Origin of the sequence: Paenibacillus sp. CH40 (assembly GCF_024213605.1) — a bacterium.
Taxonomy (GTDB): Bacteria; Bacillota; Bacilli; order Paenibacillales; family Paenibacillaceae; genus Paenibacillus; species Paenibacillus polymyxa_B.
This window is the reverse complement of the sequence record NZ_JANAVQ010000001.1, coordinates 1145259-1169402: the sequence shown is the minus strand read 5'-3', so window position 1 is coordinate 1169402 and position 24144 is coordinate 1145259. Positions and strand designations below refer to the sequence as shown.

Genomic DNA, 24144 nt, shown 5'->3' with positions numbered 1-24144 from the left:
CTCCTTATGTGTTTAATCTGCTTTTTTAGACCTCCGAGGCGCTTTCTTGAGTATAACGATGCTTAGGGGTGGTATGGTCACCTCCAAGCTGTGAAGCTGTCCGTGGCAAGGAATGGAAGCGGTCCGTATCACTCCAGTATTTAGCTGGCCACTTCCCCCAAAGTCCTTATGATCACTGTTCAGCAGTTCGATATAACTCCCGGCCTTTTCCAGCCCAATTCGATAGTTCTCTCTGGGCACGGGCTGAAAGTTAATTAGCACGACCAGTGTATCTCCCGGCTTTTTACTTTTACGTAAATACGTAATTACGCTCTGCCCACGGTCCTCCGCTTCAATCCACTGATATCCATCCCACGAATGATCCAGTTCCCATAACGCCTTTTCCTGAATATACAAATGATTCAGCGCTTTCGTATAAGCGTGCAGCGAACGGTGACTGTCATAATCCAGCAGAAACCAGTCAAGCTGCTCTTCATCCTTCCATTCGATAAATTGGCCGAATTCCCCTCCCATAAATAAGAGCTTTTTGCCCGGTGAGGTGATTTGGTAACCGAGAAGCGCTCGAAGCCCGGCAAATTTTTGCTCATAGCTACCTGGCATTTTATCAAGCAGCGACTTCTTACCATGAACAACCTCATCGTGCGACAACGGCAGTGTAAAATTCTCGCTGTACGCATAAGCTATGGGGAATGTCAGCAAATTATGGCGCTCTGGCCTTTGATCGAAATCCGTTTCGATATAATCAAGCGTATCGTTCATCCAGCCCATATTCCACTTGTAATTAAAACCGAGTCCTCCATCGCTTACCGGGGAAGTCACCATCGGCCAGGCACTGGACTCCTCTGCCATCATCAGAGCATACGGATAATAGCGGAATACTGTTTCATTCAGTTGTTGAAGGAAGGCAATAGCCTCCTCATTTTCAATGCCTCCTTTAGAGTTAAAACGATATTGACCGTCCTGCTTTTCAAAATCCAGCCGTAGCATACTTGTCACAGCATCTACGCGCAGGCCGTCAATATGGTACACATCCATCCAGAATAGCGCATTAGATATCAGGAAAGAACGCACCTCCGGCTTGCTGTAATCAAACGTCAGCGTTCCCCAGCCGGGCTTTTCCGCAATCAGCGGATCCGCGTATTCGAACAGGGGCGATCCGTCAAACAGCCTTAGTCCATGAGCATCCTTGGCAAAATGGGCTGGCACCCAATCCATCAGCACTCCGATTCCCGCCTGATGGCAACGATCCACCAAATACATAAAATCATGCGGTTCTCCATACCGGCTTGTGAGTGCAAAATATCCGGTAAGCTGGTAGCCCCAGGAAAGATCATACGGATGTTCACTCAGCGGCATCAGCTCAATATGTGTATACCCCATATCGGTCACATAAGGCACAAGAAGCTCAGCTATTTCCCTGTATGTATAAAACGTACCATCTTCTTTTTGCTTCCAAGTGCCCAGATGAAGCTCGTATATGTGCAGAGGCTTTCCATAAGGTGCTCTACGTTTTCGGCGCCAAATCGCATCGTTCCAAGCATAACCATCTATAGAAGCTACCACAGAAGCCGTTGCCGGTCTCACTTCAGCACGTACCGCGTAAGGGTCTGCTTTCAGAAATCGTTCACCATTTGCACCCGTAATGTCGTATTTGTAAAAAATTCCTTGGGATATCCCCGGAAAAAAACGACTCCAAAAACCGGATTTGGGAACCCTATATAAGGAATCCTGTTCCCCATTCCAGTTGTTGCGATCTGTAGCAAGCCCGACATGGAGAGCATGAGGAGCCCAGACCGTAAAGCGGACGCCCTGTTCTCCGTTCTCCACAGTAAGGTGGGAACCCAAAGATCGGTAGCTGTGATAAAGCGTTCCTTCATGAAACAAATAAATATCTTCTGATGAAATAGCCTGTTGCGGAAGAGTTTGGTCTGTCATCACGTCACCACCCTTATATGTTTTGTAGGTAAAAATGTATGAATCGGTAATGCATTCGCTTTTGGGTCAAAGCTGACTTGAGTTATTACCCCATTCTAGCCACATTGAACAGAAAAATGACTAGGAAAAAAATAAACCTTAGTTTTGGGGGAATCTTATATACCTTATGGTTTCAAGAGTACCCCATACCGTTTATGTATGTACTACACTGACAACTAAACCGGGAGGGAAACGAAATGTTTAATAAAGAATGCATTGCCATGCTGCTGGCAGGCGGAGAGGGACGCCGTCTTGCTCCCCTTACTTCAACGATTGCAAAACCCGCCGTACCTTTTGGCGGTCATTACCGGATCATCGATTTTCCTCTCAGTAACTGCGTAAATTCAGACATTGATACTGTAGGTGTCTTGACGCAATATGAGGCAGAATCCTTGCACGAACATATCGGGGATGGAACACCATGGGGTCTTACAAAAACAGATGACAAGGGAATTACCCTGCTTCCATCTTATAACACAGGTAACGCTGAATACTTAGGAACGGCAGATGCTATTCATAAGAATATCGAATATATTGACAGCCAAAATCCGGAGCATGTGCTTATTTTATCCGGTGATCATATCTACTATATGAATTATCGTGAAATGCTGAACTACCATAAGGAAAAAGGTGCTGCGGCTACCATTTCTGTCATGGAGGTACCTTGGGATGAAGCACACCGTTTTGGTGTTATGAGTGCCGATGAAGATCTGCGTGTCACAGAATTTGCAGAGAAGCCGGAAAAACCGGAAAGTAATTTGGCCTCCATGGGGATTTACCTTTTCAAATGGGATTACTTAAGAAATTACCTGTTAGAAGACGCACAGGATGCTCAATCCAGCCATGATTTTGGTAAAGATATCATACCTAAAATGTTGGCGGACCAAGAATCCTTGTACGTTTATGAATTCCAGGGCTACTGGAAGGACGTAGGTACCGTTAAAAGCCTATGGGATTCACACATGGATTTGTTACACGAAGATTGTGCGATCGACCTTCAACGCAAGGACTGGCCGATGTATACACGTGAACGTCGCACAAGGTTGAGCGCACAAAAGGTACCTAACTGTCAAACACAACCATTGGGCAGCTTGTTGCATGATTCCTGCCAAGTAGAGGGCCGGATAGAACGCTCCGTTGTATTTAGTGGTGTCGAGGTAGGTAAAGGTTCAGCCATTAAAGAAAGTATCGTTATGCCTGACACACGCATTGGACGTAACGTCCATATTGAACATGCGATTATCGGTGAAGGTGCTGTGATTCGCGATGGTGCTGTCATTAAAGGTAACCCGGGCGAAATTATGGTCATCGGACCCAATGAAACGGTATTTGGTAAAACGGCAGTACGACCGCAAACTACACGTATGCTGAAAGAAGCTTACGAGCGCAATACACGCTTGCGTGCCGAAGGTTTTACCTCATAACGTTACTCCAAATTAAAAACAGCCAGCCCTCCCGATTTGAGAGGACTGGCTGTTTTTCTAATTACACCTATAAGTAGGCTTTAAATCTGTCCTTCAGTAAGTTGTGATGGTTCCACGGATTGCTCTGCTTGCAGAGCAGGTAATGAAACCGTAATGGTAGTTCCAGCCCCCAGTTCACTTCTGATGAGCATCTGACCATGATGGCGCTCGATAAACTGTTGCGAGATTGCCAATCCCAGTCCAGTACCACCGTTTTGGTGGTCTACCTGGAAAAAGCGGTCTCTGACTCTGGCAAGGTTTTCAGCACTAATTCCAATCCCTGTATCTTGTACGGATATCTCGATATTGCCATCAATCCGTTGTAGAGACAGAAAAATAATCGAACTTTCATGCGAAAACTTGATAGCATTATCCACAATGTTCAAAAACACCTGTTTTAGACGGTTACCGTCTCCATGGACGAGATATGCCGTTTCCTCCGAATCCAGCTGAAGTTTTATCTGCTTCATTTCTGCCTTGGCCCATACGTTCAGCATAATTTCCTGTAAAAGCTCCCGTAGATCCACCGTTCCCATCACAAGCTTCATGGCATTTTGCTCCAGCTTGGAAAAATCGAGAATTTCCTCCACCAAGCCAATCAGCCGATCGGTCTCCTTGGAAATAATCTTCATCCCGATTTTCGTCTCTTCCGGGTCATATCCGCCAGAATTTAACGTTTCACTCCAACCCTTAATAGATGTAAGTGGAGTACGCAATTCATGAGATATGGATGAAATAAAATCATCCTTGATTTGATTTGTTCTGACAATTTCCTGTGCCATATAGTTCAGAGTCGAAGCCAGTTCACCCAACTCATAACGATAATCGCCTTCAATGCGTGCATCAAACCTCCCCTGAGCCATCTGAGCAGATACATCACGGATATTATTAATCGGTCTAACAATGGAATTCGCGAGCCCTGTGCTGACTACAAATACAATAACCAGTACAGCTGCCATGATGCCAAGAGAAAACAGCGTAATCGTAAACAGCTTATCATTTACCAATTCCAGCGAAGTCGTATACCGAATAACATACACCTGGTCTCCGACGATATTGTCCAGTTTTTGAGATACCGCCATCACCTGCTGCCCCGTACTCGGTTGCTTTCCGATCCATTTGCCTGTATCTCCAGCTAATGCTTGTGTGACATCACTTGTTTGCACACTTAGATCTGCTGCAAAATTCGTCGAGTTATCAATTACATTTCCCTGTTCATCGAGCAATTGCAGTTCAGTGAAGGGCAAAGAAAATGTATTTAACAAATACGATTGCAAAGACTGTTCCGGCTCTTTGAATTTGGGTGCAAATTCACTTACCGATTCGATACGGCTTTCGATATGTTTATAAATGGAGTCGTAATAGTACGACCGGAGTGCAAACATAAAAATGACTTCTACTAACAGAAGCGCCAAGAACACTACGAAAAAATAGTGAAGCACAATCTGTCGGCGAATCCCCTTTTTGATCATTGAGACTGACCTTTCCATTTATATCCATGTCCCCAGACTGTTTGTAAAAAAGCTGGCTCGGAAGGATTGTTTTCAATTTTCTGCCGCAGACGTCGGATGTTCACATCCACAATTTTCGGATCGCCCATATATTCCTTGCCCCATACGTGGTCAAGTAGAACATCTCGGCTGAGCGGCGTGTTTTCTTTTTCGAGAAAAAATTGAATCAAGGAAAACTCAGTCGGTGTCAGCTCGATCAGCTGCCCGCTCTTCTTAAATTGCTTAGCAATCAAATCTAGCGTGAACGGTCCGGATTGGAAGGATACTTTGGCTGCTGTTTCACGATGTACATTCACCCGACGCAATAACGATTGAATACGTGCAATCAGCTCCGTCGGGCTAAAAGGCTTGCTCACATGATCATCGGCCCCTACAGACAAGGCATACACCTTATCCTGCTCCTGTACCTTCGCTGTGAGAAAAATAATGCCGATGCGCTCATTCGTTTCCCGGATTCTCCGACAGACCTCAAAACCATCCATACCAGGTACCATTACGTCGAGCAGTGCAATATCAATATCCCGCACCGTGTTCAAAATATTCAGAGCCTCATGCCCTTCCGACGCCTCCAACACCTCAAAACCGTTACGCTTCAAGTTAATGACGATAAAGCTGCGAATGGATTCCTCGTCTTCCATGATTAAAACTTTACTCACTCTACTCTACCTGCCTTTCCCCCAACTTGTTTTTAATGGTTTTACGCGGTTCCAGCTCACTGGATCGCTTAATGCCAATGACCTGCGCATTTGTTCTCCACAGTTGGCTATAACCTTCGTTATTTCGTTCCCATTGTGACAACGAGAAAAATTTAATTTCCGCTATCGTTTTGTCTGTATCATCCAAAATGAAGCGCAAATAGCTGTCCTTCTTCGAAACTTTCGGATCAATAGTCACCTTGCCATGCAGCTCTTTCGGTAATCTGAAGTAGACCTGTTCATTAGAATCACGATACTGCTGCTGCTTAAAAATCGTCCCTTTCGCCCCGTCCCACTGATAGAACGACACAAAATAGGGAACCTCATCCAGCGGCTTGTTACTCCAACCTTTAGGCTTCTCCAAATTACCAAATTCCAGAATGCCGTCACCATCCACATCACCACTGGCGATGGTCGCATCCTTGAAGGTGACATCCATAAGATTAAGCTTCCTGAGCTTGCCGTGATCCATCACAATAACATTGGAAACGGTAGTGGTCTGGGCAATTTTGGTGTCTATAATAATCCCCTGCCTACCCTCGGCTACCTTGCCAGCAACGACATTATAGACACTTAAGACCTGACTGTCCAAATCCAACGATCCGATTTCCTTAAAGGTTCCCCCACTGAATTGAAACGTTTTAACAGTAAAGAATTCATTACGTCGCAGCGTGATAATCGTCAAATCATTCAAATTATCCCCGTTCAAGTCCATCTTGTTATGGTTAAAATCATCTACGACGAAGTCCGTATAACCTGTAGCATATATTTTCTCCAGAGTTCCTCCGGTATAGGAATACACGATGAGTCCCTTCTGATCGCCGCCATCGCCACTATCTCCGCTGGAAAAACCCGCTACAATATCGAGTGTTCCATCATTCGTTAAATCCACGAGCTTAAATGACTCCAGCACAGTGCCTTCCCCATCAAACGTCAGCTTCTTTACCCACGTTCCGCCCTGATCTTCAAACAAGGCACCATGTATTTTTACGCTCTCATCTGGTGTTTCATAAAAGAGCACTGCTTCGTCTGTGCCATCATTGTTCAGATCACCCGTCCGAATTGGCGTCGGGTCATCTGGGTCATTCGGCCTTAAAGGCTGTACCGCCCCTAGCTGCGTATTCACTGCACCATTCAACTGCTGTTTCTCGTCAGACATCGTCGGTGTCTCCATCAGCGAAATGGGATCGCTAATAACATTACAGCCGCTTAAAAATCCAGCAAGGAGCAGCAAGGAACAGCAGCCAGCCACCATTCTTAACAGCATTATATTCACTTCTCTTGCCGTCCCCTTCACAATTTGTTCTTTTCTGCTTGTGTCAATCGTCTTCCCTGAATATCAAACACCAATTCACCATCATTCAACCCCCATATACGGGAAGCAAAGCGTTCAGCCATTTCCAGCGGCAATACAGTCATGATCGTCACCCGCTCGTCAGAACACAGCTTGCGAAAGGTCTCCAATACATGCGCTGCCGAAGCTGGATCAAGTCCATTTACAGGCTCATCAGCTAAAATAACTTTAGCTCCGTGCACGAGAGCACGCGCAGTCGCTACCCGCTGCCGCTCGCCACCGCTGAGCTTGTCACATTTATCATGCGCCTTATCCAGCAGACCCAGATCCTCCAGTACGTCCATCGCTCCCATATAATCGTCGGAACGCACCATCCCCGTCACCATTCTCCACATTGGAGTTTGACCGGATCTGCCAATGAGCACATTTTTAAGAGCGGTTCGATTCATATTTAGATGCGGGTTTTGCTCCAGGTATGCCCATTCCCGCTTTATTTTCTTCTTGCCCGTCCACCCGGATTTCAGCACATCATTGCCACCTACAATTAAACTGCCTTCATCCCATGGCTCTTGTAAAGCAAGACAGCGAAGCAGCGTTGTTTTGCCGCTTCCACTTGGCCCCACTATGGCAATGAATTCGCCCTGATGAATTTCAGCATCAATTCCTCGAAGTAGCTGGGTCCGTTCAGGCCCCACTTGCTTGGTCAGCTTCCGAATTTTAATCATCTAAGTGATTCCCCTTTGCGCGCCATCAATACTGTTTATATTTTATAGTAAATGTGAAACAAATACCATGCAAACCGCAGTTTTAAACCGCTGTTACTTTTTTTCTGGAAAACAAACCTAACAATCCGAAAACAACGTAACTACCTCCAAGGACAAGAAACATGCTGCCTTGAGTTCCAAAGTCCAGCAACCCTCCGCTAATATTAGGTCCGATCACACTTCCCAGATTAAAATGAAAGGATGCCAGTACATTCGCGGCTGCTAAAAATGATTTGGGCAGTAGATCAGCGGCATAGGCCAAACCGAGGGAGAAAAAGGAGCCTACTAAACCACCTGCTAGAGTCAGCAATATCAAAGTGAACATAAAATGATTGCCGCTCCAAGGTAGCAACATAAAGGTCATTCCCCCTGCTATACCTACGCTCATTAGCACCTTTTTACGTCCCCAACGGTCACTCAATATCCCTAGCGGTAGCTGCAGCACTAACCCTCCCAAACTGACGAACGGCAGCAAGGCGGCGATTTCATCGGTATGAAAGCCAATACGCAGGCCATAGACTGGAAAGTTACTGTTCAGGCTCGCTTCCATATAGCCGTATAGAAATGCAGGTAAAAGAGCGTACCATGCCCAGCTGTAGCTGCGACGAAATCTTTGAGTGGGACGCGCCTCGGACTCCAGCTTCTCCGGTCTGGAGTCCGGCAGCTTTATTAACACCAATAACAAAACAAGCAAACATAATAAGGCCAACGCAGCGAATGGAACCAGCATTCCATAATCGAGTAGCCATATTCCCAATGGTCCTAATGCAAAACCCAGACCGTATGACATACCATAAAAGGAAATGTTGCGGCCTCGCTTCTCTGCTGGAGTCACCAGCAATATCCATAGCTGCGCAGAGTAGTGCAATGCACTGTCACCAATACCTACTAGCAGACGCAGTATGAACCATACCCGAATATCAGGGATTAGCGGGAATAGCAGCAGCGTAACGAGCACTAGCACAAGCCCTCCGGCCATCAGCTTTTTGAACCCTAACCACCCCAATGTCCGTTCTGCCACCAACGTCATTGCGAATGAACCAATATACAGGGCAGCCGCATTCATTCCGTTTAGTGAAGATGAAACTCCCATTTGTTCCAACGAGATAGACAGAATAGGTAATAATAAACCTTGGCATAATCCGGCAACAATAATAACAGCAATTAAAATAAAATAATGAACCCGTAACGACGACATCCTAGCTCCTCCTGATCGAACAAATAAAATAATTAAAATCAATGTTAAGAAATGATTTGCATTTGATTCCATAATCAATAATAATTCTTATCACTATGTATTCCATGCCGTCCTGCAAAACCGACAAATCACATATACAAATTCAGGTGTAATTAGTGTATTAAAGAATAGAAGAAAAAAATCGCCATCTGAGATGACGATTTTACGGAAAGAGCTTGTCTGGTATGTATCCGACTCCTTCGGTTAAGGAGCCTCGTATGTTCAATCCGAACCCATTCACGTCACAACGCACTATTTCATATTATAGTGGACAATCCCTGGCAGAACAAGCCATAATAAATAAGTGAGCAATTATTAAAATGCTCATGTTTTGCTTATGGACGGGCTTAATTACGTTCACCGCTCTGGGCTAGAAGACAGAATAGGAGGCATTGGTTCCATGGGTTATCAAATTAAAATAGACACTTCTCCAATTTATGAATTGCTCGGCAGCTTCATGGCCTATGTGACTAAAAAGTGGGTCCAAGATATGGACTTGGGCCATGAATGGATCGACAAGGTAGATGCACGACTACAACATGAAGTTCGTACTGAGCTTGCTACAGCTCAGGATTGCCCTTTTAGCGATTATGACGCACTCTATGCCTGGGCGTTACTTCGACCGGAATCGGATGAAATATCTGATTATATCTCTTATTTGGACCACGGTCCAGATAAAGATATGTTTGAGCTGCTCGTTCCGCATATCCCTTTTTTAACCTTTGAAGAATCTTTACGCATTCGCAAGGTATACGCACCACTCCTCAGATTGTGGGATCGTGATTATTTTCGGGCCTTGGAAGGCGAACTACGTGTGTTGGCAGAAGAAGACGCTGCGGAAAAGCGCATGCTGCTGAGTAAGATGGAACCGGAAGCACTGGTTGAATATGCGACAGCTGGACTAGTCGTGCCACACGTGGAAGACCTGGATACAGTAGTTCTATTTCCGGTTGTCCATAATCGCCCGATTAATTCATACTGTTTTTATACCCGCACACTTCTGATCCAGTATCCGGTAGATATCCCCGAGGAGAGCGAGGAAGAACCGCCTACGCTTCTGCTACGGCTCACTCGAGCGGTCAATGATCCGCAGCGGCTGCGAATTCTACGTTATGTAGCTCAAGGTCCTAAGTCTCTCGAAGACATGCGCCACGATTTGAGCCGTTTGGAAGATACACTCATGTCTGATATGATGATTTTACGAGTGGCTGGTCTGCTCCGTATTCACATCGGACGTTATCATAAGGAAAAATTCAGCATCCGTCCCGATGGCGCGGCTGATTTACAGGTATTTTTGGAATCCTATATTGGATTGTAATTTGAATTGTACTTTTAGTTATAACCGAAGCAGCGTTAAAGCTTTGGCTTGGAAGGAGTATGCATCATGTCGTATCCGAAGCAGCACATTTTATTTGATCTTGATGACACCTTAGTCCACTGCAACAAGTATTTTGACCTTATCCTCAACCACTTTTTCGATTTGCTTCAGGAATGGTTTGCAACTCATAACCTAACGAAAAATACGATTCGTGAAAAACAAATCGAAATTGATGTGACTGGAGTTCATCAGGTGGGCTTTGCCAGCGAGCATTTCCCACAATCTCTGATAGATACGTACCAATTTTTCTCGGAACAATTCGGACGCCGTCTCGATTCACGGGAAGAGCAGGAGCTTCGCTCTCTTGGCCGAAGTGTATACGAACAGGAAATCGAACCGTATCCAGGTATGGTCGAAACGCTGAACTCCCTCCAAAAAGCAGGGCATTCCCTTCATCTTTATACTGGTGGTGAGCAGATCATTCAAGAAAGAAAGATTGAACAAATGAAACTGGCTACCTACTTTGATGACCGCATCTACATTCGTCAGCATAAAAATGTTGAGGCACTGGAAGAAATCATCCAGATGAATCGCTTGGACCGAAGCATCACCTGGATGATCGGGAATTCTCTGCGCACTGATGTATCTCCAGCCCTTGCCGCAGGTATTCATGCTGTCTATCTCAAGCAGCCTAAGGAATGGATTTACAATATGGTTGAATTGCAAAAAAACGTGAACTCCGTGATGTATACGATACAGAAGCTGACGGAAGTACCACGGGTTATCCACGAAAGCATACAATTACATCAACAAAAAAGGACCCTCGGATAGGGTCCCTTTTTTGTATTTAAATTGTTATTCAACCTTTGATTCAGCCAAAATAGTGGTCTAAACCCTGTCTCAGGATTCCTCTCGAACGCTAAGTTGTCCTGTACCTGGTTCATTCAGAATAATTCGCGCTTTGACGGTCGATCCATCTTTACGCTTAAAAGACAACAATTGCGTCTGTCCCTTTGTCAACAGAGACTTGAGCATCGTTTCGGTAATCTGCTTGCCAGCATATTCCTTCCAGACGACAAAACCACAGCCCTGCTTGTAGTGGCTGCACCCATACCCTTTACGCCCTTCAATAATGCTTCCGCCACAATTAGAGCATGGGCAGCTACCCAAAGCTTGCCTTTGGCTCACTGAAATGCCTGAGGGTCCGTCGGAAGAGCTGCGTGCAACGGAACCTGCTGTTCCCGCAGCACGACTTGCTGGTAGTGCTGCTTGCTCCATCGTTGCGCTTCCAGCGTTACCACCGCGTCCTGATGTAGCACGCCCCACCCCCTTGGCGACGGTGCGTCCACTCGCACGTGCGCTACGTGCGCCTTCTTTTCCAGCTGCACGCTTCCCCCTTGCTTCCTCGCCAAAGGCATCTGCCGGAGCTGGTGGCTGCTGCCTCACCTTGTCAATGATGGACAACGTAAATCTTTTAACGTTATCCATAAATTTCTCCTGAGCCGCCTCACCCTTGGAAATTTGATGTAGACGACGTTCCCATTGACCTGTCATCTCGGGCGAGGCTAATAGATCAACCCCGGCATGACGGATCAGATCAATAGCCATCTTTCCCTTTTCCGTAATGAGAATCTTTTTGCCCTTCATTTCAATATAGCCAACCTTTTTCAATCGTTCAATTGTGGCGGCCCGTGTGGCAGGTGTGCCTAAGCCGGCATCCTTCATGACCTCACGTAATTCCTCATTCTCCATCTGTTTGCCCGCGCTTTCCATCGCCTTGAGCAATGTACCCTCCGTGTAGCTTTTGGGGGGCTGAGTTGCCTTTTCTTTCATCTCAGCGCGAACACACTCCACCGGACGCCCCGCATCAATCTCAAACTTCTTGTCCGTCCACTCGTCCGTTTCCTCTTCATCCTCTTTTTTCGATGATTTGCTCTTTTTACCTTTATCCTGGTCAACCTTACTTAAAACCACTTTCCATCCCAAGGAAAGAAGCTCTTTGATATTTGTTTTAAACAGATGCTTGTCCACTTGCGTCATTACGGTATGCATTTTATATTCAGCAGGCGGAAAAAAATGCGACAAAAACCTACGAATAACCAGGTCATATACATTTTGCTCCTCCTTGCTTAGCGTACCTGGTCTTTTTAACGTTGGCAGAATAGCATGGTGATCCTCAACACGAGATGGATTGCAGACCGATTTATTCTGTTTATGGACCAAGTTGGGGTTGGCTTGTTGTACCAGATCAGCATAAGGACCTGTCCCCAGCATCCGTAGCGCCTTGTGCATGCCGTCTATATTTTGCTCTGTCACATAGTTAGAATTGGTACGCGGATAAGAAATGACCTTGTGACGCTCATAAAGCGCTTGTGCCACATCTAGTGTTTTTTTGGCCGAATAACCGTACTTGGCATTCGCCTCGCGTTGAAGCAGCGTTAAATCGTACAATTTAAAAGGATACTCTTTTGTCTGCTTCGTGTCATATTTGGTGATTTTACCCGTTTTTCCGCGAACGGTTGCAGCGATCTCCTCAGCTTCCTCTGGCTTCGTCAGCCTATCCCCCTGCCACGCACCTTTGTACTTGATCTGATCTTGCTTAAATTCAGCCCACACATCATAGAAGGTTTGAGACTGAAATGCCTCAATTTCCTTTTCCCGGTCATGAATCAGTGCCAGCACGGGAGTCTGCACCCGTCCTACTGACAGCAGTGTATTATGACGTGTTGTGAACGCTCTGGAAGCATTCATTCCGATCAGCCAATCCGCTTCACTTCGTGCCCTTGCAGCTTGAGTCAGAAATTCAAACTCTGAAGCATCTCGCAATCGTTCAAAGCCTGTCGCAATACTCTCCGCTGTCAAATCTGAAATCCACAGTCGCTTAACTGGCTGATGCAACTTCAATTGCTGTTGAATCAACGCAAAAATATATTGCCCTTCCCGTCCAGCATCACAAGCATTTACGATGGCATTGCAGCGTTTAGCCAGTTCACCAATTATTTTCAGCTGATCCTTTGTTTTCGGATTCGGTACAATTTTGAACTGCTCAGGGATAATAGGAAGATCCTTTATATTCCATCGTTTGTACTTAGCATCGTATGCATCCGGCTCAGCCAAACCCAGCAAATGTCCGATCGCCCAGGTTACAATGTATTTCTCCCCTTCCAAATAGGTACGGTTATTTTTCGCCCGCGGCTCCATAACGGCGGCAATCGTCCGTCCCATATCTGGTTTCTCAGCAATAATCAACGTCTTCATTCATACTCCATTCCTTCCTGACGGCCTTCTGTTTCTCCTCCATGAATCATACATATACATGGAATGTTAATGAAAACACAGGTATCCCGGCCTCATGCAAAAGGAGCCTTCTCCCGACGAAAGCTCCTTTGTAAATTCATTTAGTCAAACGCTTCAACAATATACGTGTATTATACCATAGATACCATGGTTCTCTCAGGTCATGATTTTATACAGTCAACAAAAGTTATGTATATGTTAATTTATATTACACAAAAATCGGCTTTTATCTAATTTTCTTGTGAAATAATCCTTTTTTCTATAAAAAAATCTACACTAAACACCCCTTTTTATGTTATGATCAATTTAGATAAGAAATATATGGTGATACGATTAAATTTAAGTTATATTATATAACATATATTTCACAATGTTTCACAGCTCAATAATCAATTATTCATTTTTCGCTTCTGGCAGACTCAGCTTGAAATACAATAAAGCCCCATCCGAAGATGGAGCTTTGACTGATCCGTAACATGAAATTTATAATTACACCAAAACGGTAGCGCCCATGAGGTATTTATCAACTTCTCGTGCAGCTTCTCGACCTTCATTAATAGCCCACACGACAAGACTTTGTCCGCGACGCATATCACCTGCAGCAAAAACCTTATCCACATTAGTAACATATTTTCCATAACGTGCTTTAACGTTGGAACGACGATCCGTCTCCAAACCGATTTGCTCTACAATCGTTTGCTCAGGACCATCAAATCCAATGGCAATAAGAGCGATTTGTGCAGGGAATACGCGCTCCGTACCTGGAATCGGTTGATAGATTTTGCGCCCTGTTTCATCAACAATCCGTTGAATTTGAATGGTGTGCAGCTCTTTCAGATTACCGTTCTCATCACCTACAAATTTGGTCGTCATGATGGAGAACTCACGTGGATCTTCTCCGAACAACGCCTTAGCTTCTTCCTGTGCATAATCGAGAGAATACACATTTGGAAATTGTGGCCAAGGATTGGCAATCGGGTCACGCTCCATAGGCGCTTTGGTGTGTGTGCCAAATTGAGTGACACTCCGACAACCATGACGCAAAGAAGTAGCTACACAGTCCGAACCCGTATCACCGCCACCGATTACAATAACGTCCTTACCTTGGGAAGACAAATAGTTGCCATCTTCCAGATTGGAGTCCAAGTAACTTTTGATGGTACCATTCAGATAATCCATCGCATAATGAACACCCTTCAAATCGCTACCTTCAATATTGAATTCTCTTGGCTTCGTAGAACCACCGCATAGGACAACAGCATCATATTCAGCAATTAACTGATCGGTAGGGATATCTTTACCGATTTCCGTATTTGTGATGAATTGAATACCTTCAGCCTCCAGCAAGTCCACACGCCGCTGAACAACCTTTTTATCCAATTTCATGGACGGTATGCCATACATCAATAATCCACCCACACGATCTGCACGCTCATACACAGTCACGCTGTGCCCTGCTTTGTTAAGCTGTGCAGCTGCAGCCAAACCTGCCGGACCCGAACCGACAACAGCCACTCGTTTGCCTGTACGCTTTTCTGGCGGATTAGGGACAACCCAGCCTTCCTCAAAACCCTTTTCGATAATAGCTTCCTCAATGGTTTTAATTGTAACAGACTGTCCGATCAGACCGACTGTACACGAACCTTCACATGGCGCAGGACAGACACGACCTGTAAATTCCGGGAAGTTATTCGTTTTGTGCAGCCGCTCTAGCGCTTCCTTCCACAAACCACGATATACGAGATTGTTCCATTCCGGAATGAGATTATGAACCGGGCAGCCTAAAGTTGCTCCCATGATATCCATCCCCGTATGACAATAAGGAGTTCCGCAGTCCATACAACGCGCCCCTTGGGTACGCAGCTCTTCTTCAGACATATGCTTATGGAATTCTTCCCAATCCTTTATACGCTCTGCCGGGTCCCGGTCTGTAGGAAGCTGTCGTGTGTATTCCATAAATCCAGTTGGTGTAGACATGTTACGTTCCCCCATCTCTTCGCTTATGAACCCCGATCATCCATTCAGAATTTAAGTCAAATTCGAATTTGTCTGTTGTATTATGAAAGGGTCTGTTCTCGTTGAATTTGATTTATTGTATCACAATACAGCGTAAAAGTAATGAAAACTTATGCAACTTTTTGCATCAACACCAAAAGGATTTTTTATATGGTTTATTAATTTTTCAAATGAGTGGGGTCGGCTACAGTCTATTCTTATTCCGTTTTCTCGTAAACAACAAAACGGTACTCATATGGATTTCTGTCATCCTTGATACCCGGAGTCTCACTAACTATATTCCAACCGTTCCAATCCAGCTCGGGGAACGTTGTGTCGCCTTCAAAAGTCTCCTCAATCCGAGTCACAATCAGCCGATCGGCATGTGGCCAAAACAGTGCATAAATTTCTGCTCCTCCAATGACCATTAGCTCCTCCTGCTTTGCTAATTGGAGCCCTTCTTCCAGTGAATGAATCACTTCCGCACCTTCCACCTGATAACACTGATCTCGAGTTAAGACGACGTTACGTCGGTTTGGCAGGCTTTTTCCTCCAAAGGATTCCCACGTCTTGCGCCCCATGAGTACCGTTTTATTAATCGTCTGCTCTTTGAAAAAGACCATGTCTCTAGGGAGGCGCCAGGGAAGTTTGTTATCCCGGCCAATCACACCATTTTGTGCCATAGCCCATATCATTGAAATGCCCATTTTTCCACCTCCTCTAATCAGATGGCGACAGGCGCCTTAATCCCTGGATGATACTCGTAATTTTCAAAAGCAAAATCGTCATAGGTATAATCAAAAATCGAATCCGGTTTGCGCAGAATTTTTAACTGAGGCAACGGATAAGGATCACGTTCCAGCTGTGTATGCACTTGTTGCATATGATTTGAATAAATATGCACATCGCCGCCTGACCATATAAATTCGCCGGGCTCCAAACCACACTGCTGTGCAACCATATGCGTAAGCAATGCATAACTCGCGATGTTGAACGGCAGCCCTAGAAAGGTATCCACAGAACGCATTGTTAGCATACAGGAAAGCTTTCCTCCAGCTACATAGAACTGAAATACAAAGTGACACGGCGGCAACTTCATGGATTCGATTTCTGCCACATTCCAAGCACTGACGATGTGTCGACGAGAGTCTGGATTGTTTTTAATAGCCTCTATGACATTCGCAATTTGATCAATATGTTGCCCATCTGTTGTTTCCCACGAGCGCCATTGCGATCCATATACAGGCCCCAGATTCCCCTGCTCGTCCGCCCACTCATCCCAAATGGTAACTCCGTTCTCCTTGAGATAAGAAATGTTGGTATCTCCCCGCAAAAACCATAACAGCTCATGAATAACGGATTTCAAATGAACTCTTTTGGTGGTCACCAAGGGAAAGCCCTTGGCCAGATCAAAACGGAGTTGTCTTCCGAAAACAGATAGTGTACCCGTTCCTGTACGATCCTCTTTTTTTACTCCATTCTCTAAAATATCCTCCAGCAGTTCCAAATAGTTGCGCACGTTATTCCTCTCCTTTGAGCATGAATAAAAACCTGGCATCGCCAGATTCTAATCTTTAAAATTCTTTTTCTGCACCAATATCTATATTTAGTTTATCATGTACGGTGCTTCGTTGACCATGTACTGTGTGAATTTTCATAGTAGTCCTGAAAATCCTAAAGTTTGAAAAAAAAGAGACAAAGAGCGCAGATATAGCGCTCCTTGCCTCTCTTTGTCATGTATGAAAACCAAAAACGAGATAATGAAAAATGGTATTAGCGACGTGGTGCCAATGCATGGATCGGATGACCCAGCACGACTTCCGCTGCTTCCATAACGATTTCGCCCAATGTAGGGTGAGCATGAATAGTCAAGGAGATATCTTCGAGTGTAGCACCCATTTCAATAGCCAGACCCAGCTCAGCAATAAGGTTGGAAGCTTCCAGACCTACGATTTGCGTACCCAGTACCAGACCTGTGTCAGCGTCAGCTACGATTTTCACAAAACCTTCAGCAGCGTTCAGGGAAACCGCACGACCGTTTGCTCCATAAGAGAACTTGCCAACTTTGACATTGTAGCCTTTTTCTTTGGCTTCTGTCTCTGTGTAGCCTACGCTGGAGCATTCTGGATCTGTGAAAACGACAGCTGGCATACATTTGTAATCTACTACAGACGGCTCGCCTGCGATTGCTTCAGCAGCAACTTTACCTTCGTAAGAAGCTTTGTGTGCCAGAGCAAGACCACCTACGATATCGCCGATTGCAAAGATGTGAGGAATGCTAGTACGTCCTTGGTGATCAACTTTCACCATTCCGCGCTCATCCAGTTCTACGCCGATCAGATCCAGACCCAGTTCACCGTCTGTGTTTGGACGACGTCCAACAGTTACAAGCAGATAATCAGCAGTTACTTCTTTGCTATCGCCGTTAACGGAGAATTTCACCGTTACGTCTTTATCTGTTTGCTCTGCACTTTCCGCTTTAGCGCCAGTGAAGATTTCGATGCCAGTTTTCTTCATGCTTTTCGCAACGATCGAAGTCATATCTTTGTCGAAACCAGGAAGCACTGTATCCATACCTTCAATGATCGTTACTTTGGAACCGAATTTGGAGTACATTTGTCCAAGCTCTGCACCAATGTATCCACCACCGATTACGATCAGGCTTTTTGGAATTTCAGGCAGGTTCAATGCTTCTGTAGAAGACAGAATGCGTCCGCCAAATGGGAATGGTTTCAGTTCGATTGGACGGGAACCTGTTGCGATAATTGCATTTTTAAAACGGTAACGTGGTGATTCATGTTCGTTGAATACACGCGCTTCGTTTTCGTTGATGAACATGCACTCGCCATTGAAAACTTCAACTTTGTTGCCTTTGAGCAAGCCGCTTACGCCGCCTGTCATTTTTTTAACAACACCGTTTTTGAATTCTTGTGTTTTAGCAAAGTCTACTTTTACATTTTCAGCCGTAATACCGAAGGACTCGCCATGTTTAGCTGCTTCGTATTGGTGAGCTGCAGAGATCAAAGCTTTGGATGGAATACATCCACGGTTCAGACAGACACCGCCCAGCTCAGATTTGTCAACGATCAATACGCTTTGTCCCAATTGTGCGGCACGGATGGCAGCTACATAGCCGCCAGGACCCGCACCGATAACCAATGTGTCAATATCCAGAGAAGCGTCTCCTACTACCATTGATTACACCTCCATAACAAGCAACTCAGGGTTAGCGAGCAGCTGTTTGATATAGTTCATGAAGTTTTGAGCAGTTGCACCGTCAATAATACGGTGGTCAAAGCTCAAGGAAAGAGCCATTACTGGAGCGGCTACAATTTCACCGTTTTTCACGACTGCTTTTTCACTGATGCGGCCAGTACCCAAAATCGCAACTTCAGGGAAGTTAATGATTGGAGTAAAGAACATACCGCCTGCAGAACCGATGTTAGTGATGGAAATTGTACTTCCTCTCATTTCGTTCGCAGCCAATTTTCCATCACGACCGCGCACAGCTAGATCACGAATGGAATCAGCAATCATCCAGATACTCTTACGATCAGCATCTTTGATAACAGGAACGATCAAGCCGTTGTCTGTATCTGTAGCGATACCGATGTTGTAGTATTTTTTGTAGACAATTTCGTTTGCTTCTTCGTCGATTGTGGCATTCAGAGCCGGGAATTGACGGGAAGCAGCAACCAAAGCTTTTACGATGAATGGCAGGTATGTTACTTTTGTGCCTTTCTTCTCAGCAATTGGTTTGATACGAGTACGGAAAGCAACCAGTTCAGTTACGTCTACTTCATCCATAATCGTAACGTGCGGAGCCGTATAAGCCGATTTAACCATAGCATTGGAAATAGCCTTGCGGATACCTTTAAATGGTACGCGCTCTTCCTCAGCACGTGGATCTGCTACTGGTGCGGATGCTGCTGCAGCTTTCGCCTCTTTCTTAGCAGGCTCTTGTGCTTTTGCAGCTTCTTTCGCTACTGGTGCAGCCGCTTGGCCTCCACCATTTTTGAAAGCTTCTACATCTTCTTTGGTGATTTTACCATTTTTGCCGGAGCCACTCACTTGAGCGATGTTTACACCTTGCTCACGAGCAAATTTGCGGACGCTAGGTGTAGCTAGTACATCTTTGTTAGAAGCAGCAGGAGTTGCAGCTGGTTTAGTGTTAGCTCCGCCTTGTGCAGCATCCTGTTCTTGTTTAGCAGCAGCTGGTGCTTCTTCTTGTTCAGGAAGTTCACCTTCTGCAGAGATTACAGCTACGACTTGACCTACGTTAAAGATGTCGCCGTCTTTGGCAAATACCTCTTGTACTGTGCCATTGACCGGACAAGGAACTTCAACTACAGCCTTATCGTTTTGTACTTCCATGATGATATCTTCATCTGTTACTTTGTCGCCGGGCTTGATGTGCATCTTGATGATTTCGCCTTCGTGAAGACCTTCACCCAGCTCTGGGAATTTATATTCAAATCTAGCTGTACCTGCAGCTCCGCTTTGTGCAGCAGCACTTGGCTCAGGGCTAGTAGCTGGTGCTTCTGGTGCTTCTTCTTGTTCAGGAAGTTCACCTTCTGCATCAATTACAGCTACGACTTGACCTACGTTAAAGATGTCACCGTCTTTGGCAAATACTTCTTGTACTGTACCATTAACCGGACAAGGAACTTCAACTACAGCCTTATCGTTTTGTACTTCCATGATGATATCTTCATCTGTTACTTTGTCGCCGGGCTTGATGTGCATCTTGATGATTTCGCCTTCGTGAAGACCTTCACCTAGCTCCGGGAATTTATATTCAAATTTAGCCACGTTTAAAACCTCCCAAATTTACGGTGTGCTTTAATTAAAATTCCAATACTTTATTAACCGCATCAATGATACGTGTTGGCGTTGGCAACCAAGTATCTTCAATTTGAGCAAAAGGATAAACGGTATCCGGGCCTGCTACACGCAGAACAGGTGCTTCCAGATGCAGGATTGCTTTTTCGTTAATTTGTGCAATAACTTCAGCAGCTACACCGGAGCTCTTTTGCGCTTCTTGAACCACGATAGCACGGTTGGTTTTTTGAATAGAAGCAACAACGGTATCAATGTCAATCGGGCTAATGGTACGCAAATCAATGATTTCCACTTTGATACCTTTTGTTTTTTCCAGCTCATCAGCAGCTTTAACCGAAGTGTGTACCATCATACCGTAAGTAATGATCGTCACATCGGAACCTTCACGAACTACGTTAGCTTTGCCCAGTTCAACTGTGTAATCATTCTCAGGAACTTCAGCGCGGAATGCATGATACAAGTTCAAATGCTCCATGAAAAATACTGGATCATTGTCGCGAATAGACGCGATCATAAGACCTTTTGCATCGTAAGGGTTGGAAGGAACAACAACCTTGATACCAGGTGTTTGAGCCAGAAGACCTTCCAAGGAATCTGTATGCAGCTCGGCTGCCTTAACACCGCCACCAAAAGGTGTACGGAATACGATTGGAGAATTGTAACGTCCACCGGAACGGTAGCGCATACGGGATGCTTGAATTGCCATTTGATCGAGTGCTTCAAAGATAAAGCCTACGAACTGGATTTCAGCTACAGGGCGGAAGCCTTGGATACCCAGACCCACAGCAAGACCCCCGATTGCGGATTCCGCCAGCGGAGTATCGAATACACGTTCTTCGCCAAATTCTTTTTGCAGACCTTCTGTAGCGCGGAATACGCCACCTACATGACCTACGTCTTCACCGAAAAGCAGGACGTTAGGGTCGCGTTTCAACTCTACGCGCAGTGCGTCACGAATCGCTTCTTTCATGTTCATTTGTGCCATTTGCTTCATTTCCTCCTTAAACATTGACAGATCAATTTCAGTTCAGGTCAATCGAAAAGCAGACCGGATCGGGTTACCGCCCGGTCTCTTTCAAGTTCAATTATTTAAAATCAGCTTTTTGTTCTTCCAAGTGCTTAGGCGTTGTTTCGAACATGCTATCGATCAGGCCAGGAATTGTCATTTTCTCTGTTTTCTCGGCTTTTTTGATCTCTTCGTTCACTTTTGCCTTAGCTTCTTCTTTTACGCGAGCTGTATCTTCTTCAGTCCAAAGACCTTTTTTCTCAAGGTATTTCGCAAAGCGGGCAATTGGATCTTTCGCATTCCATTCGCCCTCTTCTTCTTTAGAACGATATTTTGTTGCATCATCAGAAAGGGAATGCGGACGGAAACGGTACGTTACGGCTTCAATCAAAGTAGCACCTTCACCATTACGTCCACGCTCTGCAGCTTCTTGAACGGCTTTAATAACTGCAAGCACGTCCATGCCATCAATTTTCACGCCTTTAATACCAGCAGCTACTGCTTTATGAGCAATCGAAAGAGCAGCCGTTTGTTTTGAAAATGGAGTCGTGATCGCGTAACCATTGTTTTGCACAAAGAAAATAACTGGCAACTTGTATACACCAGCATAGTTCAGGCCTTCGTAGAAATCACCTTCGGAAGAACCGCCGTCACCTGTATATGTAATGGCGACTTGTTTTTGCTTTTTCAGTTTGTAACCCATAGCAATACCCATAGCATGCAAAATTTGCGCGCCAATGATGATTTGCGGCATCAGTACATTAACACCGTCCGGCACTTGGCCACCGTGTTGATGACCACGGGAATACAAGAAAGCTTGGTATAATGGCAGGCCATGCCAAACGATTTGCGGAATATCGCGGTAGCCTGGAGCAATAAAGTCTTCTTTTTGGAGCGCATATTCGCTACCAATCATGGTTGCTTCTTGTCCGGATACCGGAGCGTAGAAACCGAGACGTCCTTGACGACCTAAGTTAACGGCACGGTCATCCCAAGTACGTGTAAATACCATTCGATACATAATTTCTTTCAATTGATCATCTGTAAGTTTAGGCAACATATCTTTATTGATAATTTCACCATCCGGAGAAAGTACGGACAGCGCCTCAACTTCCTCTGTGTAAACTTCATAAGGAACCTTGCTCATTTTCTTCACCTCAACAAAAAAATTTGAATATCAAGTTCCGCTGTTATAGGATTATTATACACCTGTTATATCGCTCGCGTCAAAGATTTAGTTATTTTTTTTGAGTTTACCACATTTTTGTGTGTGTAACAGGGTATGTTTTTTACTATAACAGCTTAGTACATGATTGAAATTTTAAACATCTATTGCAATCAGGGTAATCTTAACTTATTGTGATCCCGAATGCAAAATAATACCCAAGAAAGGTGACGAAAAATGACGGATTCTCGGTATTTAAAACGAACCATCCTTAAAGACGAAGTAAACAGCCGCTTTCTTAGCGAGACCAGAACTCTCCGGATATATTTGCCGCCCGGCTATAATGAAATATTGAGCTACCCGGTCGTATACTGTCAGGACGGAGAAGAATTTTTCAATTTTGGCCGCATTGCAACTCACGCCAACCGCCTCATTCTAGATGAGGGCGTCGAACCCTTCATTATTGTAGGTGTGGAAGTGAATACCAAAATCAGAACTCAGGAGTACGCTCCCTTTGGCAATCGTTTTGAGGCGTATATCGCCTGTTTTGCAGAAGAGATTATTCCCTATGTGGAGCAAAAGTATCCTATAAGAAAAGATGCAGCGTCCCGCATTTTGGCGGGGGATTCACTGGGAGGCAGTGTGTCTCTGCATTTGGCTTTGATGTATCCTCAGCTGTTCAACCGCATTATCAGCCTCTCAGGTGCTTACTATGAAGCTTCGCAGGAAATCATCGCCCGTGAGAAAGATCTGTCTCATTTGCGGGTGTGGATGACGGTTGGCCTTCAGGAAGATGCATTTGAGAGTGATACTGGCATTTACAACTTTGTAGAGCTTAACCGTCAATGTGCAGATTTGCTGCGCGAACGGAACGCTGAAGTTTCTTACCGTGAAAAGGATGGCAAACATCTGTGGGGCTTTTGGCAAAACGAGTTGCCTGACGCGCTAATGTATTTTTTGGATCGCGCCTGAGTAAAAATTCTTCTATAGGGAATGGAGCATTGACCTACTAGGTCATTAAGCTCCTTCCTCATTTTTTAATGCAATTTGGTTGCGCTTTCAAAAAAGTATAACGGAAAACGGCAATTATTGCCGTCATCTGTCGTTCACATTATAGCTTTTCTTCTACGATCTTGTCCAGCAAGGCGTCGCACCCTGCGTCCATTAATCGATAGGTCTCTTCAAAATTCCCTGTAAAATATGGGTCGGGTACTTCTCTTAATTTTTCTTGAGGAAGCAAATCCATAAATTTTAGAATATCAGCCTCCGCTCCACCTGCAATCTTTCGCATGTTTCGTTCATTAGAGTCATCCATGCACACAATATAATCAAACGCGTCAAAATCACGGCCCGTTATTTGCCGCGCCTGTATGCCTTGTTCGCTGATTCCATGCAGTTTAAGTTGCTTTAGTGTTCCCTCATGCGGGGGATTTCCGATGTGCCAGTCGCCTGTCCCGGCCGAGTCCACCCCGATTTCTGCGCCCAATCCCCGTTCCTGCGCTTTATGTCTCAGTATTGCCTCCCCCATCGGAGAGCGGCAAATATTGCCCAAACACACAAACAAAACGTTAATCATTTCGTTC

19 protein-coding genes are annotated in these 24144 nt (G+C 45.1%); 4 read left to right on the top strand and 15 right to left on the bottom strand.

The genetic code is table 11. The features are described 5' to 3' along the window. Positions 1-12: 12 nt before the first annotated feature. Positions 13-1935, bottom strand: coding sequence for a 1,4-alpha-glucan branching protein GlgB (glgB, locus tag NLX73_RS05140; protein WP_254325513.1), 1923 nt, complete (start codon positions 1933-1935; stop codon positions 13-15). 236 nt (positions 1936-2171) lie between these two features. On the opposite strand from glgB, the gene NLX73_RS05135 reads away from it, so the two are divergent. After that, on the top strand, positions 2172-3398 hold the full coding sequence (locus tag NLX73_RS05135; RefSeq protein WP_254325512.1) for a glucose-1-phosphate adenylyltransferase: 1227 nt from the start codon (positions 2172-2174) through the stop codon (positions 3396-3398). Positions 3399-3478: 80 nt separating this feature from the next. Here the strand turns inward: NLX73_RS05135 and NLX73_RS05130 are convergent, their stop codons facing one another. The 5 genes from NLX73_RS05130 to NLX73_RS05110 form a co-directional block, all read right to left on the bottom strand. Further along, positions 3479-4909 (bottom strand): sensor histidine kinase, encoded by a 1431-nt coding sequence (locus NLX73_RS05130; RefSeq protein WP_023988959.1) that lies wholly within the window; start codon positions 4907-4909, stop codon positions 3479-3481. Further along, positions 4906-5604 (bottom strand): response regulator transcription factor, encoded by a 699-nt coding sequence (locus NLX73_RS05125; RefSeq protein WP_023988960.1) that lies wholly within the window; start codon positions 5602-5604, stop codon positions 4906-4908. Before NLX73_RS05125 ends, NLX73_RS05130 begins: the two co-directional genes overlap by 4 nt. A gap of 1 nt (position 5605) precedes the next feature. Then, positions 5606-6940: a hypothetical protein gene (locus tag NLX73_RS05120; protein ID WP_367997080.1), complete on the bottom strand. Its 1335-nt coding sequence runs from the start codon at positions 6938-6940 to the stop codon at positions 5606-5608. Next, entirely contained in the window at positions 6937-7662 is a 726-nt protein-coding gene (locus NLX73_RS05115) for a phosphonate ABC transporter ATP-binding protein (RefSeq protein ID WP_254325511.1), read from the bottom strand. Before NLX73_RS05115 ends, NLX73_RS05120 begins: the two co-directional genes overlap by 4 nt. A gap of 82 nt (positions 7663-7744) precedes the next feature. Then, entirely contained in the window at positions 7745-8899 is a 1155-nt protein-coding gene (locus NLX73_RS05110; protein WP_254325510.1) for an MFS transporter, read from the bottom strand. Between the two features lie 439 nt (positions 8900-9338). Here NLX73_RS05110 and NLX73_RS05105 point away from each other — a divergent pair, with 439 nt between their 5' ends. Both NLX73_RS05105 and NLX73_RS05100 read left to right on the top strand, forming a co-directional pair. Then, positions 9339-10256 carry an ArsR family transcriptional regulator gene (locus NLX73_RS05105; RefSeq protein ID WP_254325509.1) on the top strand — a complete coding sequence of 306 codons (918 nt, stop codon included), beginning with the start codon at positions 9339-9341 and terminating at the stop codon, positions 10254-10256. Positions 10257-10322: 66 nt separating this feature from the next. Then, a complete protein-coding gene (locus NLX73_RS05100) occupies positions 10323-11087 on the top strand; it encodes an HAD family hydrolase (protein WP_254325508.1) in 765 nt (254 codons plus the stop codon). Positions 11088-11156: 69 nt separating this feature from the next. Here NLX73_RS05100 and NLX73_RS05095 read toward each other — a convergent pair whose 3' ends face one another. The 8 genes from NLX73_RS05095 to pdhA all read right to left on the bottom strand — a co-directional run bounded on the left by NLX73_RS05095 (position 11157) and on the right by pdhA (position 22543). Beyond that, positions 11157-13514, bottom strand: coding sequence for a DNA topoisomerase 3 (locus NLX73_RS05095; protein WP_254325507.1), 2358 nt, complete (start codon positions 13512-13514; stop codon positions 11157-11159). 528 nt (positions 13515-14042) lie between these two features. Continuing rightward, entirely contained in the window at positions 14043-15530 is a 1488-nt protein-coding gene (locus NLX73_RS05090; protein WP_061831490.1) for a glutamate synthase subunit beta, read from the bottom strand. Between the two features lie 236 nt (positions 15531-15766). Beyond that, on the bottom strand, positions 15767-16255 hold the full coding sequence (locus NLX73_RS05085; RefSeq protein ID WP_254325506.1) for a dihydrofolate reductase: 489 nt from the start codon (positions 16253-16255) through the stop codon (positions 15767-15769). Between the two features lie 17 nt (positions 16256-16272). Continuing rightward, positions 16273-17067, bottom strand: a complete 795-nt coding sequence (gene thyA / locus NLX73_RS05080) for a thymidylate synthase (RefSeq protein ID WP_013310507.1) — start codon at positions 17065-17067, stop codon at positions 16273-16275. A 254-nt stretch (positions 17068-17321) separates the two neighbouring features. Then, positions 17322-18743 carry a dihydrolipoyl dehydrogenase gene (gene lpdA / locus NLX73_RS05075; protein ID WP_254325505.1) on the bottom strand — a complete coding sequence of 474 codons (1422 nt, stop codon included), beginning with the start codon at positions 18741-18743 and terminating at the stop codon, positions 17322-17324. 3 nt (positions 18744-18746) lie between these two features. Continuing rightward, complete coding sequence (locus NLX73_RS05070) at positions 18747-20360, bottom strand: 2-oxo acid dehydrogenase subunit E2 (protein ID WP_367997079.1); 1614 nt, start codon at positions 20358-20360, stop codon at positions 18747-18749. Between the two features lie 34 nt (positions 20361-20394). Continuing rightward, positions 20395-21375, bottom strand: coding sequence for an alpha-ketoacid dehydrogenase subunit beta (locus NLX73_RS05060; protein WP_039271308.1), 981 nt, complete (start codon positions 21373-21375; stop codon positions 20395-20397). A gap of 100 nt (positions 21376-21475) precedes the next feature. Then, a complete protein-coding gene (gene pdhA / locus NLX73_RS05055; protein ID WP_013310511.1) occupies positions 21476-22543 on the bottom strand; it encodes a pyruvate dehydrogenase (acetyl-transferring) E1 component subunit alpha in 1068 nt (355 codons plus the stop codon). 255 nt (positions 22544-22798) lie between these two features. Here pdhA and NLX73_RS05050 point away from each other — a divergent pair, with 255 nt between their 5' ends. After that, a complete protein-coding gene (locus tag NLX73_RS05050) occupies positions 22799-23533 on the top strand; it encodes an alpha/beta hydrolase (RefSeq protein WP_250268499.1) in 735 nt (244 codons plus the stop codon). A 139-nt stretch (positions 23534-23672) separates the two neighbouring features. On the opposite strand, the gene NLX73_RS05045 is transcribed toward NLX73_RS05050, so the two are convergent. Next, positions 23673-24137, bottom strand: a complete 465-nt coding sequence (locus NLX73_RS05045) for a low molecular weight protein-tyrosine-phosphatase (RefSeq protein WP_029517442.1) — start codon at positions 24135-24137, stop codon at positions 23673-23675. Between the last annotated feature and the right edge of the window lie 7 nt (positions 24138-24144).

Bases quoted from the DNA above. Each gene is read 5' to 3' on its own strand.
- glgB (WP_254325513.1), bottom strand. From the start codon at position 1,935: ATGACAGACCAAACTCTTCCGCAACAGGCTATTTCATCAGAAGATATT.
- NLX73_RS05135 (WP_254325512.1), top strand. From the start codon at position 2,172: ATGTTTAATAAAGAATGCATTGCCATGCTGCTGGCAGGCGGAGAGGGA.
- NLX73_RS05130 (WP_023988959.1), bottom strand. From the start codon at position 4,909: ATGATCAAAAAGGGGATTCGCCGACAGATTGTGCTTCACTATTTTTTC.
- NLX73_RS05115 (WP_254325511.1), bottom strand. From the start codon at position 7,662: ATGATTAAAATTCGGAAGCTGACCAAGCAAGTGGGGCCTGAACGGACC.
- NLX73_RS05110 (WP_254325510.1), bottom strand. From the start codon at position 8,899: ATGTCGTCGTTACGGGTTCATTATTTTATTTTAATTGCTGTTATTATT.
- NLX73_RS05105 (WP_254325509.1), top strand. From the start codon at position 9,339: ATGGGTTATCAAATTAAAATAGACACTTCTCCAATTTATGAATTGCTC.
- NLX73_RS05100 (WP_254325508.1), top strand. From the start codon at position 10,323: ATGTCGTATCCGAAGCAGCACATTTTATTTGATCTTGATGACACCTTA.
- NLX73_RS05095 (WP_254325507.1), bottom strand. From the start codon at position 13,514: ATGAAGACGTTGATTATTGCTGAGAAACCAGATATGGGACGGACGATT.
- NLX73_RS05090 (WP_061831490.1), bottom strand. From the start codon at position 15,530: ATGTCTACACCAACTGGATTTATGGAATACACACGACAGCTTCCTACA.
- NLX73_RS05085 (WP_254325506.1), bottom strand. From the start codon at position 16,255: ATGGGCATTTCAATGATATGGGCTATGGCACAAAATGGTGTGATTGGC.
- lpdA (WP_254325505.1), bottom strand. From the start codon at position 18,743: ATGGTAGTAGGAGACGCTTCTCTGGATATTGACACATTGGTTATCGGT.
- NLX73_RS05060 (WP_039271308.1), bottom strand. From the start codon at position 21,375: ATGGCACAAATGAACATGAAAGAAGCGATTCGTGACGCACTGCGCGTA.
- pdhA (WP_013310511.1), bottom strand. From the start codon at position 22,543: ATGAGCAAGGTTCCTTATGAAGTTTACACAGAGGAAGTTGAGGCGCTG.
- NLX73_RS05050 (WP_250268499.1), top strand. From the start codon at position 22,799: ATGACGGATTCTCGGTATTTAAAACGAACCATCCTTAAAGACGAAGTA.
- NLX73_RS05045 (WP_029517442.1), bottom strand. From the start codon at position 24,137: ATGATTAACGTTTTGTTTGTGTGTTTGGGCAATATTTGCCGCTCTCCG.